General features: G+C 64.7%; 13 protein-coding genes and 1 other RNA gene. 12 read left to right on the top strand and 2 right to left on the bottom strand.

Features of this window, described 5'->3' with window-relative positions:
* Positions 1-11: 11 nt before the first annotated feature.
* Positions 12-88, bottom strand: a non-coding RNA gene (locus ACCQ06_RS05175) — sX9 sRNA.
* A 381-nt stretch (positions 89-469) separates the two neighbouring features.
* On the opposite strand from ACCQ06_RS05175, the gene ACCQ06_RS05170 reads away from it, so the two are divergent.
* The 5 genes from ACCQ06_RS05170 (at position 470) to rlmM (ending at position 3983) form a co-directional block, all read left to right on the top strand.
* On the top strand, positions 470-1399 hold the full coding sequence (locus ACCQ06_RS05170; RefSeq protein WP_104614941.1) for a DMT family transporter: 930 nt from the start codon (positions 470-472) through the stop codon (positions 1397-1399).
* 60 nt (positions 1400-1459) lie between these two features.
* On the top strand, positions 1460-1699 hold the full coding sequence (locus ACCQ06_RS05165) for a hypothetical protein (RefSeq protein WP_146091650.1): 240 nt from the start codon (positions 1460-1462) through the stop codon (positions 1697-1699).
* Positions 1700-1964: 265 nt separating this feature from the next.
* Positions 1965-2333: a hypothetical protein gene (locus ACCQ06_RS05160; RefSeq protein ID WP_104614940.1), complete on the top strand. Its 369-nt coding sequence runs from the start codon at positions 1965-1967 to the stop codon at positions 2331-2333.
* Positions 2334-2357: 24 nt separating this feature from the next.
* Positions 2358-2918, top strand: a complete 561-nt coding sequence (locus ACCQ06_RS05155) for a nucleoside deaminase (protein ID WP_104614939.1) — start codon at positions 2358-2360, stop codon at positions 2916-2918.
* A gap of 21 nt (positions 2919-2939) precedes the next feature.
* Positions 2940-3983, top strand: a complete 1044-nt coding sequence (gene rlmM, locus ACCQ06_RS05150; protein ID WP_228324356.1) for a 23S rRNA (cytidine(2498)-2'-O)-methyltransferase RlmM — start codon at positions 2940-2942, stop codon at positions 3981-3983.
* A 399-nt stretch (positions 3984-4382) separates the two neighbouring features.
* Here the strand turns inward: rlmM and ACCQ06_RS05145 are convergent, their stop codons facing one another.
* On the bottom strand, positions 4383-5492 hold the full coding sequence (locus ACCQ06_RS05145; RefSeq protein ID WP_104614937.1) for a Gfo/Idh/MocA family protein: 1110 nt from the start codon (positions 5490-5492) through the stop codon (positions 4383-4385).
* 256 nt (positions 5493-5748) lie between these two features.
* On the opposite strand from ACCQ06_RS05145, the gene ACCQ06_RS05140 reads away from it, so the two are divergent.
* The 7 genes from ACCQ06_RS05140 to ACCQ06_RS05110 all read left to right on the top strand — a co-directional run bounded on the left by ACCQ06_RS05140 (position 5749) and on the right by ACCQ06_RS05110 (position 12760).
* Complete coding sequence (locus ACCQ06_RS05140) at positions 5749-6654, top strand: SMP-30/gluconolactonase/LRE family protein (protein ID WP_104614936.1); 906 nt, start codon at positions 5749-5751, stop codon at positions 6652-6654.
* Positions 6655-6736: 82 nt separating this feature from the next.
* Positions 6737-7459: a hypothetical protein gene (locus ACCQ06_RS05135; RefSeq protein WP_115512455.1), complete on the top strand. Its 723-nt coding sequence runs from the start codon at positions 6737-6739 to the stop codon at positions 7457-7459.
* Between the two features lie 191 nt (positions 7460-7650).
* The gene (locus tag ACCQ06_RS05130) at positions 7651-8046 is read left to right on the top strand and encodes an EF-hand domain-containing protein (RefSeq protein WP_228324357.1); all 396 of its coding nucleotides are present in this window, start codon (positions 7651-7653) and stop codon (positions 8044-8046) included.
* A gap of 143 nt (positions 8047-8189) precedes the next feature.
* The gene (locus ACCQ06_RS05125; protein ID WP_104614934.1) at positions 8190-8663 is read left to right on the top strand and encodes a MarR family winged helix-turn-helix transcriptional regulator; all 474 of its coding nucleotides are present in this window, start codon (positions 8190-8192) and stop codon (positions 8661-8663) included.
* Between the two features lie 32 nt (positions 8664-8695).
* Positions 8696-9523 (top strand): p-hydroxycinnamoyl CoA hydratase/lyase, encoded by an 828-nt coding sequence (locus tag ACCQ06_RS05120; protein ID WP_104614933.1) that lies wholly within the window; start codon positions 8696-8698, stop codon positions 9521-9523.
* 82 nt (positions 9524-9605) lie between these two features.
* Positions 9606-11075 (top strand): aldehyde dehydrogenase, encoded by a 1470-nt coding sequence (locus tag ACCQ06_RS05115; RefSeq protein ID WP_316690620.1) that lies wholly within the window; start codon positions 9606-9608, stop codon positions 11073-11075.
* Positions 11076-11281: 206 nt separating this feature from the next.
* Positions 11282-12760 carry an AMP-binding protein gene (locus ACCQ06_RS05110; RefSeq protein ID WP_228324359.1) on the top strand — a complete coding sequence of 493 codons (1479 nt, stop codon included), beginning with the start codon at positions 11282-11284 and terminating at the stop codon, positions 12758-12760.
* The last annotated feature ends 105 nt before the right edge of the window (positions 12761-12865 follow it).

Raw genomic sequence — 12865 nt, 5'->3', positions numbered from 1 at the left:
GTGTTTGGAGCGGCGAACAAGACATAGCGAGCAATCGTGAGGTGGGCGCGGACGGCGCACTCAGCACCGGAGTGTAGAAGCGGCACATGCCACGCCGGGTACCGACCTCGCCCGTCTGGCGGCTGCACGGTAGTGTTGCCAGCTGTTCTGGATGTGGGCATGGAATCGTTCGCCCACTTTGTTCGAACAACCCGCTTTCGGCCATCCGGCGGCTGATCGCTGCGGTGCCGTGGGCCACAACGCCCACCCGTGGACGCGGCGGCCAATCATCCGGCACCACGTCGGCAATCGAATGATCGCTGAGAGCAATGCCAGATCGCATTGGGTACGCGGCTTACGGGCACACGACTGTTGACCCCTTTATCGCCACAGACAACCACCTCACGGCAGCGAGCATGCGTGATCGGCGAGCTTGATCAACGCTGCGCCGCACTGCACGCTGCAGTGCATGGCATGAAGGAGACGCACGATGCGTGAGCGCCTGATGATGGGCGTGGCCTGCGGCATCGGTGCGGGCGCGTTGTGGGGACTGGTGTTTCTGGCACCGCAGTTGTTGTCGGCGTTCACGCCGCTGCAATTGGCGGTAGCGCGCTACCTGTCGTATGGCGCGGTGGCCGCGCTGGTGCTGGCACCGCGTGCACGACAAACCGCCGCCCGGCTGGGCCGTGCCGAGTGGTGGGCGCTGGTCCGTCTGAGCCTGATGGGCAATCTGATTTATTACATATTGCTAGGCAGCGCCGTGCAGTGGGCCGGTAGCGCGGCCACGGCGCTGATCATCGGGTTGCTGCCGGTGGTGGTCACCATCATCGGCACGCGCGCGGCCGGCGCGGTGCAATTGCGGCAGCTTGCCGCGCCGTGCGTGCTCTGCGTCATCGGCGTGGCGCTGGTCGCGCTGGACACCGTGCAGGACGACTCCGGACAACAGGCAAGCGACAGGCTCACCCGCATCGCCGGCTTGCTGTGCGCAATCGGTGCACTGGTCTCGTGGTCGGCATATTCGATCGCCAATGCGCGCTGGTTGCGCCGCCGTCCCGACCTGTCCGGTGGCGACTGGTCGCTGCTGACCGGCGTGGTCACCGGGGCGCTGGCCGCATTGCTGGCGCCGGCGGCGCTGATCGGCAGCGCAGCGCATGCAGCGATCGACTGGGCCAGTTTCTGGGGCGTTTCGCTACTGCTGGGCATCCTGGCGTCGGTGATCGGCAATGCTTTGTGGAACCGCGCCAGCCGCGTGCTGCCGCTGACCCTGGTCGGGCAGATGATCGTGTTCGAAACCGTGTTTGCGCTGCTGTACGGCTTTGCCTGGGAAATGCGGCTGCCTACGCCACTGGAGCTGGCCGCGATCGCCTGTTTGCTGGTCGGCGTGCTGTGGTGCGCAGCGCTGCATGCGGAAGCGAATTGACGCAACCGACCTGCGCGCGCATCGGCCTAGATTGCACGCTGTCTCCAATGGAACACCGCCATGTGCCTCCCACAATCAGGCCAGCGAGCACTCTACGGAGCCGTCTTTTCGCTTTCGATCGGCTTGGCGGGCTGCTCGAAGCCGCAGCAAGACGTACAAGCGGTCACTCCGGCCGACGTGCTGTGCATGTTCGTCCCCAACCCGCCGGACGCCGAGCTGCCCAACGCTGACCGCGACGAAAGCATGCAGCAGCTGGCGCTTGCCACCCGCTGCAGCTCTGCGCTGCGCCGTCATCGATGATGACGTCGCAAAAATCGGCAGCTCCGACCAGCGGATGGCGATTGCCTGCGACAGCGCCCGCCATTGCGATGACCAATGCGCGTTTCAGCACTGCATATCGGTGCGCCCTTCTACGGCCGGCTCGCTCTTGCGCGCGTTGTGACCGGCAAATGGCGCAGTGCGTCACCCGGCCGGGCACTCTGCGACGCGTCAGGTGGCATGCGGACCACAGTTGCGGCGGCCAGGACTTACCATGAAACTTACTTACCGTGATCGGAGCAGCCACATGTCCCGTGCCTTGTCCTGGTGTCTGAGCACTCTGTTCCTGATCGCGCCCGTGGTTCTGATGGGCTGTGTCATTGCACCGCCCACCGAAGCGGCAACCCGTCCGGCGGCCTCGCCGATCAAGCTCGCTCAGGTGGATACCACCTGCCGCACCGATGCCGACTGCACGGTCAAGAACGTGGGCAGCTGTTGCGGCGCGTCGCCGGCCTGCGTCAACGTCAACAGCCCCACCAATCCCAAGGCCGTCGCGGCGCAATGCCGGGCCAGCGGCATGATGGGCGTCTGCGGCTTCCGCCCGATCGACGCCTGCCAGTGCGTTTCCGGCCAATGTGCCGCAACGCGGGCAACGACCGATACACTGAGACCTTGATCCGTCTCAGCAACCGGTCCACTGATGCTCTACGCGCAAGTCCACCTCACCCTGCCCGCCTGGATTCATGAGTTTGTAGACGCCAGCCGCGCCTATCCCGGCGACGACGACAAGGTGGCGCTGGCCATCGCGCTGTCGCGGATGAACGTGGAAGCGCGCAGCGGCGGCCCGTTTGGCGCTGTCGTGTTCGGCCCGGATCATCACATCATCGCGGCTGCGGTCAACCGCGTGGTGCCGCAAAATACCTCGCTGGCGCATGCAGAGAACATGGCCTACATGCTCGCGCAACAGCGCCTGCAGACGCCACGCTTGAACGATGTGCTGTCGCCGGTGACGCTGGCCACCTCTGCGCAGCCATGCTGCCAGTGCTATGGCGCCACGGTGTGGGCCGGTATCGACCGGCTGTTGATCGGCGCACGCGCCGAAGACGTGATGGCACTGACTCAATTCGATGAAGGCCCGCTGCCTGCTGACTGGGTGGGCGAGCTCACCCGCCGTGGCATCGAGGTGGTCCGCGATGTGCAACGCGAACAGGCCTGCGCGGTGCTGCGTGGTTACGGCGAGGGCGGCGGTGATCATTATTGACCTGTCCTTGCGAGCGCTGCGATGAGCGGTCTGCTGTGTTATTGCCGCCAAGGCTTCGAGCCGGAACTGGCGGCCGAACTGAGTGCGCGCGCCGCGTTCGTCGGCATCGCCGGCTATGCGCGTACGCAGCGCAACGATGGCTATGTGCTGTTCGTCTGCGATGAGGCCGCGCAACTGGCGGCAAAGCTGCCCTGGCGCGAGCTGATCTTCGCGCGACAGAAACTGGTGGTACTGGCCGAGCTCAAGGGCATCGACCCCAAAGACCGCATCACTCCAATCCTGGCCGCGCTGGAAGGGCAAGCGCGCTTTGGCGATTTGTGGGTTGAGCACCCGGATTCGGACGCCGGCAAACCGCTGGCGGGCCTGGCGCGCAGCTTCGGCAATGCGTTGCGCCCGGCACTGCGCAAGGCCGGCCTGCTCACCGACAAGCCGCAACCGCGACTGCCGCGCTTGCATGTGTGTTTTCTCGATGGCGACCACGCACTGCTGGCGGTGGCCGATGCCGACGACAGTGCGCCGTGGCCACTGGGCATTCCGCGGCTGAAATTGCTGCCGGAAGCGCCATCGCGCTCGGCACTGAAGCTCGACGAAGCGCTGCTCACCCTGCTCACGCCCGAGGAACGCGAGCGTCTGGTCAAACCCGGCATGCGCGCGGCCGATCTGGGCGCCGCGCCCGGCGGCTGGACCTGGGTACTCACCCGCCAGCACGTGCATGTCACCAGTGTCGACAACGGCCCGCTACGCGAGCATGTGCTGGAAACCGGGCTGGTCGAACATCTGCGCGCCGACGGCTTTCACTGGAAGCCGGCGCAACCGCTCGACTGGATGGTCTGCGACATGGTCGAGCAACCGCGCCGCGTGGCCGAACGCATGGCCACCTGGGTGCGCGAAGGCTGGTGCCGCCACACCATCTTCAACCTCAAGCTGCCGATGAAAAAGCGCTGGGACGAGACGCGCCTGTGCCTGGATTTATTCGAACAGCAGGCCGAAAAATCGCTGACCGTGCGTGCCAAGCAGCTGTATCACGATCGGGAGGAGATCACCGTGCTGGCGATGCGCGACTGAGCTGAGCTGGGATTGGGGAGCGGTAGAAGCGGTTGGTCGGCGTGTTGTTTGCATGTGTTGGCCGTAGATTCCGGCAGTCATTGCGCGGTGAGCACGGTGTTTGTGATGCGCATGCAGACGCTGGAGCAGATGCGGGGATGCGGGAGTTCAAGAATCGGGATTCGTAGAAGCGCTTGATCGGCGCGTTGCCGGCACATTCTCACCGTGACTTGCGCCAGTCATTGCGCGCTGAGCGCTGTGCCTGACGTGCACAGGCGCTGGAATGGAAGTGGAACAGCGGTGGCTGGTGGTGGATCTTGAAAGCTGCTGGAAGCGTCCGCCCCCATGCTCCGGTCGCCCATTGCCACGACTTGCTGCTTCACTGTTTCGGCGGCCCAGCGACCGCCGAAACCTGCCGACTTACAGCACGATGCGCTTGCTGCCTTCGCGCGCGGAGCGGTAGATCGCATCGACGATGCGGATATCCCGCAAGCCTTCTTCGCCCGGGGCGCGCAACGGTGTGCCATGCATGATCGCCAATGCGTCTTCGTCCATCTGCAAGGCCTGCTGATGCGGCACTTTGGCATCGAAGACGCGGCCGTCGCTGGCCTTGCCGGTGACGCCTTGATAGCTCTGAAACGGCGACAGCTCGTACCAGCCGCGCTCGCAGTCGGCGCGCAGCACATTCATGTTGGCACCGAAGCTGGTCTTGCACGCCGCCCGCACGGCATTGGGAAATTCCAGCGTGAAATCCATATGCTCGTCGACCTCGTCGAACAACTCGGGACGGTCGGTCCAGCGCTTGGCGGTGACTGCCAGCGGCTCGGCACCCACGGTGTAACGCGCGGCATTGAGCGGATAAACGCCCATGTCGTACATCGCACCGCCACCGAATTCCGAGCGTAGCCGCCACGGGCGATCGGCCTTGGTCGTATCGCGATAGCCGTTGTAACCGGCCTCGGCACGCACGCGTTGCATCGCGCCGAACGGCTTCTCGCCGGCCATCGCAATCAGGCGCCGCGTATTGGGTTCGTGCTGCATGCGGTAGCCGATCGTCAACGCCACCTTGTTGCGTTTGCAGGCCGCAATCATCGCTTCGCATTCGCCCGCATGCATCGCCATCGGCTTTTCGCACCACACGTGCTTGCCGGCCGCCGCCGCACGCAATGCCAGCGGTGCATGCATGTGAGTCGGCGTGACGATATAGACCACATCGATGTCGTCGTTGTCGGCGATACGGTCGAAGTTGTCGTAGTTGTAGACGTTGCGATCGGCAATGCCGTACTTGGATTGCCACTGCGCAATCTTCGACGGCGTGCCGGTCACGATGCCTGCCAGCTTGCAGTGTTTGGTCAAAGCCAGGCCCGGCGCGAGTTGCTCGCTGGCATAACTTCCCAGCCCGGCCAGTGCCACATTGAGCGGTTTTCCAGGCTTCTTTTTCGGCAACGCCCATGCAGGTGCGCCAAGCAGGATGCCGGCGCTGCCAAAGGCGGCAAGCAGGCGGCGACGCGTCAAGGATTCCACGGACATGCAAACCTCCTTCGTAGAGAGAATAGCGACCAGCGTTTGACCAGCGGCCTCATGCAGGCAGCGTCAGCGCATCGGACATTGCGACGCGTGCACGACATGGCACGCATCAGCCACATCGGCTCGACGACACGCCTTGATGTATCGGCTGCTCCGATCCACTACTGCCCGCGCACCTTACTTGATCGCACGTGATCATCGCCATGGTCGCGCTGCACGGTCTGGCACACTGCCGACGATCGTCTATGGAGGATTCCGCATGACCACGGCTGCCCGCCATCGTTTACTGCCACTGGTGTTCTTGTTGTCCAGTTCGCTCGCCATCGCTGACGACACGCCATTTGTTGCACGCGACCTGATTGGCGATGGCGCATTCACGCATAACGCCGAAGGCCCGGCCGCGGGCCCGGACGGCGCACTGTATGCGGTGAATCTGGGCAAGGACGGCACCATTGCACGCATCGCGTTGCACACAGACGGCAGCGCAACTGCCGAGGTGTTTGTCACCTTGCCTGCCGGCAGCACCGGCAACGGCATTCGCTTTCGCGATGGCGCGATGTACGTGGCCGATTACACCAGCCACAAGATCCTGCAAGTGAATCTGCACACGCGCGCGGTGAGCACCTTCGCCTCGCTGCCCGATTCCGATGGCCCCAACGATCTGGCATTGGCGCCCGATGGCAGTTTCTATGCCAGCGACCCGAACTGGAAAGACAACAGCGGCCGCTTGTGGCACATCAGTCGCGACGGCGCAGTGCGGCTGTTGGAATCGGGCATGACCACGCCGAATGGGCTGGACGTCAGCCCGGACGGCAAGCGCCTGTACGTCAACGAAAGCATGTCGCGCAAGGTGTGGGTGTACGACCGCCTGGACGATGGCAGCGTGCGCAACAAACGCCTGCTGATCGCGTTCCCCGATTTCGGTATGGACGGCATGCGCTGCGATGCCGACGGCAATCTATATATCGCCCGTTACGATGCCGGACAGATCGCGGTGGTGTCGCCGGCAGGCAAATTGCTGCGCACCATCGCACTCAAGGGCCGCAAGGCCAGCAACGTCGCCTTCGGTGGCAGCGATGGCAAACAGGTGTTCGTGACCTTGCAGGATCGCGGCGCAGTTGAAACGTTCAGATCCGATCGCCCCGGGCGCGAAACCGGACGTTGAAACTGCTGCGCGCGTCGCATCGGTTCTCAGGCCGCGCAACAGCATCCTGGCATCCTGCAAGTCACCCGCGGAGGACTCCCCCATGCAACCGATCGAACTCAAGGACGCGGCCGCCTTTGGCAGCGAATTCCTGCGACTGACCCTGTTGCAGGGGTTTCAGTCGCTGACCAAACGCGACCTGGAACTGTTGATCTTCGTGCTGCTGGAGCGCGATGGCGCGATCTCGCGCAATAGCTCCAACGCCCTTGTCGCACTGCAGCTGCGTGTCACTTCGGCCAAGGTCAAGGCCTTGCGTCGCGATGGCTATGCCCGTTGGCGCGCGTTGGTGCCCGAAGAAGGCGACGCGGCGATGCAGCGCATCGTGGCCAACGTGCTCACCGAAGACAACCTGCGCTCCGGTGCCAAGCACGTCAGCGAACGCAGCCGCAAGGAAGGTTTTCTGGCGGTGCGGATCGAACATCCCGACGACGCCCAGCAGTTCGAACAAGCCATTCTCGATGTCGGCGCGTTGCCGGTATACGAACGCAATCGCGAAGTGGTGGCAGTGCGCTTCGACACGCTGCTGAAAATCGCCGAACGCTGGGGCTATCTGCAGCAGGATCCGCAGGCAGCGGTACGCGAATTGCAAAAGCTCACGCCCACTGCCGAAGAAGTGGCGGATCTGTTGAAAAAGGACATCGCGCAGCTGCGCTGGGATGATGTGCGTCGCGCACTCAACAGTCTGGGTGCCAAGGCCGTGGCCAGCACGGCAGAAGGCGGCTTGAAGGGCTTGCTCAAGATCGTGTTTCCCTTCATCCCCGGCTGAGTGGCTTGCAGGGCGACGGCAACGCGCCGTCGCCCTGTCAGACCCAGCGTTGATGTCCCCGGCTCCGCGCTTGCGCTGCGGCCAGCTTGCGTAATGAATCTTGCGATGCGCTGCCTCTACCGCGCGCGCCACCCACCGCAAGCTGCCCACAGCCTCTATCCTTACCAGCTGTTCCAAATCAGGGGGATCTGATGACCATCTGCCGTCTTGCAACATGTACCGCACTGCTGCTCGTTTGCGGCCTCGCCTCCGCCCAGCAGGCACCTACGCCGGCCAGCAGCATGCCGCTGGTCGATGTGCCCAATGTCATCCGCACCCAGCCGCTGTCCAGCGGTGAGGTCACCCATCAGACCCGACTGGAGCGCCCGCGCGGCGAATCCAGCGTGATCGTGCGTTCGATCCAGCCCAGCAGCGTGGTCGGCAGCTACCGCATCGATTTCGAGGCCATGGACGTGGATGGCGACGGCCGCATCAGCCGTGCCGAAGCCCAGGCCAACCCCGCGCTGGGCGACGAATTCGATGCGCTCGACACCCGCCACAGCGGTTACCTGACCCGCGAGCAGTTGGCCGGCTGGCTGACTCTGTGATCTCCCCGCACACCTGAGCGGCAGGCAGGCGCGCCAGCAGGACGCGGGCGCGCACTGCACTTCAGGTTCCGATGCCAACACCTCTTGCAGCGCCCGCTTCGGTCGGCTAGATTGTATTTAACGGATACAATTTGGATGGATCGATGACCGCTCGCCTGGCACTTGCCAAAGACCTCGGCTACCAACTGCAACTGGCCACCTTGGCGTCCAGCCATGCCGCCCGCCAGGAGCTGGCCGAGCTGCATCTCACCCCGGCACGCGTCACTGCGTTGATCCACATCCGCGACCAGCCCGGCTGCGACCAGACCGAACTCGGCAACCGCCTGCTGGTCAATCGCGCCGCCGGCATGAAGATCGCCAACGCGCTGGCCGAGCAAGGCCTGATCGAACGCCTGGCCGGCCGCGACCGCCGCAGCAAGGGCCTGTACCTGACCGACCAGGGCCACCGCACGCTCGAGGTGGCGCAAGCCTGCCTGGCGCGCGCCGTTGCGCGCACCTGCACCGGCCTGCAGGCCGGCGAACAGCAAACCCTGCTCCGCCTGCTGTGCAAATTGAATGCCAGCGCCACGCTGGAGCGGACGACTGCGGCAGAGACCGCGTTGGCCGAAGACCTCTGATCCCGCAGCCCCCGACTTGAAGGAGACGCCGCTTGAACGAGCATGACGTGGTATCGGTTCGCATCGAAAACCGCATTGCCTGGGTGAAGTTCGCACGCCCGGACAAGCGCAACGCGATGAGCCCGGCGCTCAACCGCCGCATGATGGATGTGCTGGACGAACTGGAATTCGACGACAACGTCGGTGTGCTGGTGCTCGGCGGCGAAGGCACCGCCTGGTCGGCCGGCATGGACCTCAAGGAATACTTCCGCGAGACCGAAGCGCAGGGCCTGCGTGGCGTGCGTCGCTCGCAACGCGAATCCTACGGCTGGTTCCGTCGCCTGCGTTGGTATCAAAAGCCCACCATCGCGATGGTCAACGGCTGGTGCTTCGGCGGCGGCTTCGGCCCCTTGTTTGCCTGCGATCTGGCCATTGCCGCCGATGAGGCGCAGTTCGGCCTGTCGGAGATCAACTGGGGCATCCTGCCGGGCGGCGGCGTGACCAAGGTGGCGGTCGAGCTGCTGTCCATGCGCGATGCGATGTGGATGACGCTGACCGGCGAAATGATCGACGGCAAGAAGGCGGCCGAATGGCGCCTGGTCAACGAAAGCGTGCCGCTGGAACGGCTGGAAGCCCGCACGCGCGAAGTGGCCGAGCTGTTGCTGCGCAAGAACCCGGTCGCGTTGAAATACGCCAAGGACGCGGTGCGTCGCGTGGGCACCCTGACCTACGACGAAGCCGAAGATTATCTGGTGCGTATGCAGGAAGCGGCCAACTCGTTCGACAACAACGCCCGCAAGGAAGGCATCCGTCAGTTCATCGACGAGAAGAGCTACAAGCCCGGCCTGGGCGAATACGACCTCACCAAAAACAGCGCCTAGCACGTCCCATGGCGCCTGAAGCGATGCGTGCACGCCACGCATCGCTGGCGCTGCCAGTGGTTTTCTGCACCGAGGAGGGAGTATGGAAGCCTTATCCGCAACGCTGCGCGGGATCGCCGCGCGTGGGCCGCTGGGCCTGTTCATCGATGGCCGGTGGCGCGCAAGCAGCGGCGATCGCCATGTCGATGTAATCGCCCCGCATACCGAACAACGCCTGCTGCGCTACACCGAACCATCGCACGCAGATACCGAGGCCGCGGTGGCCGCGGCGCGTGCCGCCTTCGACACCGGCCCCTGGCCTCAGCTGTCGCCTCCCGAGCGCGGGTTGATACTCAAGCGCGTTGCCGACCAGCTGCGTGCACGCATGCCGGAACTGGCCGAAGCCTGGACCGGCCAGGTTGGCGCCACCATCGGTTTCAGCCGGCGCGCCTCGCAACAGGCGCCCGGCCTGTTCGATTACTACGGCGACCTGATCGCCATGCACCCGTTCGTGGAGCCACGCGCACGCGCCAATGGCGGCCGCGTGCACGTCGTGCAGGAACCGGTGGGTGTGGTTGCGGCGATCACGCCCTGGAACGCGCCACTGGTCTTGCTCTGTTACAAGGTGGCCGCCGCACTGGCCGCCGGCTGCACGGTGGTGGCCAAGCCCTCGCCGGAAACCCCGATCGATGCGTACATCCTGGCCGAATGCATCAGCGCAGCAGGCGTGCCCGATGGCGTGTTCAACCTGTTGCCGGCCGGTCGCGAAGTCGGCGACCAGCTGATCCGGCACCCGCTGGTCGACAAGGTCAGCTTCACCGGCTCCACCCAGGCTGGACGACTGATCGGTATGGCCTGCGCCGAACGCCTGGCGCGGGTCGGCCTGGAGCTGGGCGGCAAGTCGGCCGCCATCGTGCTTGAAGACGCCGACCTCTCCAAGGTGCTGCCCAGCCTGGTGCCCTACTCCATGCCGATCACCGGCCAGGTGTGTTTCTCGCTGACCCGCGTGCTGGTGCCGGCGCAACGGCGCGACGAAATCCTGCAGGCGTATTGCGCGGCACTGGGCGCACTCAAGCTCGGCGATCCGTTCGCCGCCGATACCGGTATGGGCCCGCTCGCGCTTGGCCGGCAACTGGAACGTGTGCAGTCCTATATCGCGCAGGGCAGCGCCGAAGGTGCGCAGCTGGTGATGGGCGGCAACCGCCCGGCGCATTTGCCGCGTGGATTCTTCATCGAGCCGACGGTGTTCGCCAACGTCACACCGGACATGACCATCGCACGCGAAGAAATCTTCGGCCCGGTGGTGAGCTTCATCGACTATCGCGACGAGGCCGATCTGATCGCCAAGGCCAATGCCAGCGACTACGGCTTGCACGGCACCGTCTATGGCGAGGATGTCGATCGCGCGTATCGCATCGCACGGCGCGTGCGCAGCGGCAGCCATTCGATCAACGGCATGTGGGTGGATATCGACATGCCGTTCGGTGGCGTCAAGCATTCCGGAATCGGTCGCGAAGGCGGCATCGAAGGCCTGCATGCGTTTCTCGAAACCAAGACCGTCTATCTCAGTTGAGTTTTACGTCACCGACGACGCGGCGAGCATGCCGACGTAGTCGCACTGCAGTGCGCTGCACACCACGGCATCTCATCTCCAGTAGTGCGTTAGCAACGTATTCGGTGAACGCGAACTGCCGCGTTGTGCACGCGCGCCAACCTTCCTGCCATCTCTGTCGCACGCACGTTTGTCACTCCCCCATTGCGCCCTCGGAAGACAACGCCATGACCATGCCGACCGACTCGATTTCCTTCCATGCCCGCCTCACACCGCAACGACTTGCCGCGCGCGACCTGGTGCTGGAGCACGAATGGACCTATGCCGAACTGGACACCCTGATCGGCCAGCTCGCCGCCTTGCTGCAGACGCGCGGCTGCGTCGACGGCGAACGGCTGGCGGTGCTGGCCCGCAATTCGGTCTGGCAGGTTGCGCTGCATTTCGCCTGTGCGCGGGTCGGCGCGATCTATGTGCCGCTCAACTGGCGGCTGAGCGCTACCGAGCTGGACACCTTGCTGCAACGCGCGCAGCCGCATCTGCTGCTGGGCGATGACGTCGCGGCCGGACGCGCGCATGTGGAAGCCTTGGCCAGTTTTATCGACAGTGCCAAGGCGCTGGCGCCCGCCGAAACGTCGTACATCCCGCCCGAGCGCGTGAGTCTGATCCTGTTTACCTCGGGCACGTCCGGCCAGCCCAAGGGCGTGATGTTGAACGAGCAGAATCTGCAGCAGGTGGCGCACAACTTCGGCGTGACCACACGTGTGGATGGCAACAGCAGTTTCCTGTGCGAGGCGCCGATGTTCCACATCATCGGCCTGGCCACCAATGTACGTCCGGCGCTGGCGGTAGGCGGGTCGATCCAGGTGTCGAGCGGCTTCGAACCGAAGCGCACATTGGGCTGGCTCGGCAACCCGGCGCTGGGCATTACCCACTATGTCGGCGTGCCGCAGATGATGCAGGCGTTTCGCAGCCAGCCCGGTTTCGATCCGGCAAGGCTGCGTCACCTCACCGCACTGGTCAGCGGCGGCGCGCCGCACGCCGCCGACGACCTGCTGGGCTGGCTGGACGATGGCATCCCCATGGTCTGCGGCTTCGGCATGAGCGAGGCGGGCACGGTGTTCGGCATGTCGGTGGATTGCGCTGTGATTCGTCGCAAACTTGGTGCGGCAGGTATTTCATCGCCCAGCGTGCAGACGCGGGTGGTGGACGGCGATGGCAACGACTGCCCGACAGGCGTACCTGGCGAATTGTTGTTGCGCGGCCCCAACCTCAGCCCAGGCTACTGGCGCGACCCGCAGGCCACCGCTCAGATGCGCGACGCACAGGGCTGGTTCCGCACCGGCGATATCGTCAGGTGCGATGACGACGGCTTCTTCTGGGTGGTGGACCGCAAGAAGGACATGTTCATTTCCGGCGGCGAAAACGTGTATCCGGCCGAGATCGAAGCGGTGCTGGCCGATCACCCGGACATCCGCGAATGCGCGGTGGTCGGCATGGCCGACCCGCAATGGGGCGAAGTGGGCTACCTGGCGATCGTGCCCGCCGCTGAGGCGACGGATCTGGAGCAGATTCGCAGTTATCTGATCGAGCGCCTGGCCAAGTACAAGGTTCCCAAGCACCTACGCCTGGTCGAGGCGCTACCACGCACGGCGACCGGCAAGCTGCAGAAGGCGCGATTGAAGGATGCCTTGGCCAAGGAAGCCTGATGGCATTGGCAGCCATGTCACGCGAGCGTGCGCATCACCGCGCACGCTCGGACGGGACCGATGTCGGTCACCGCACTCCATGGTGCTTGATTCGCCCGGCGCAGG

It is taken from the genome of Xanthomonas sp. NCPPB 4467 (assembly GCF_041475665.2).
GTDB lineage: Bacteria > Pseudomonadota > Gammaproteobacteria > Xanthomonadales > Xanthomonadaceae > Xanthomonas > Xanthomonas dyei.
Note: the sequence above shows the minus strand (reverse complement) of the source record. Positions and strands in the feature narration are given on the sequence as shown.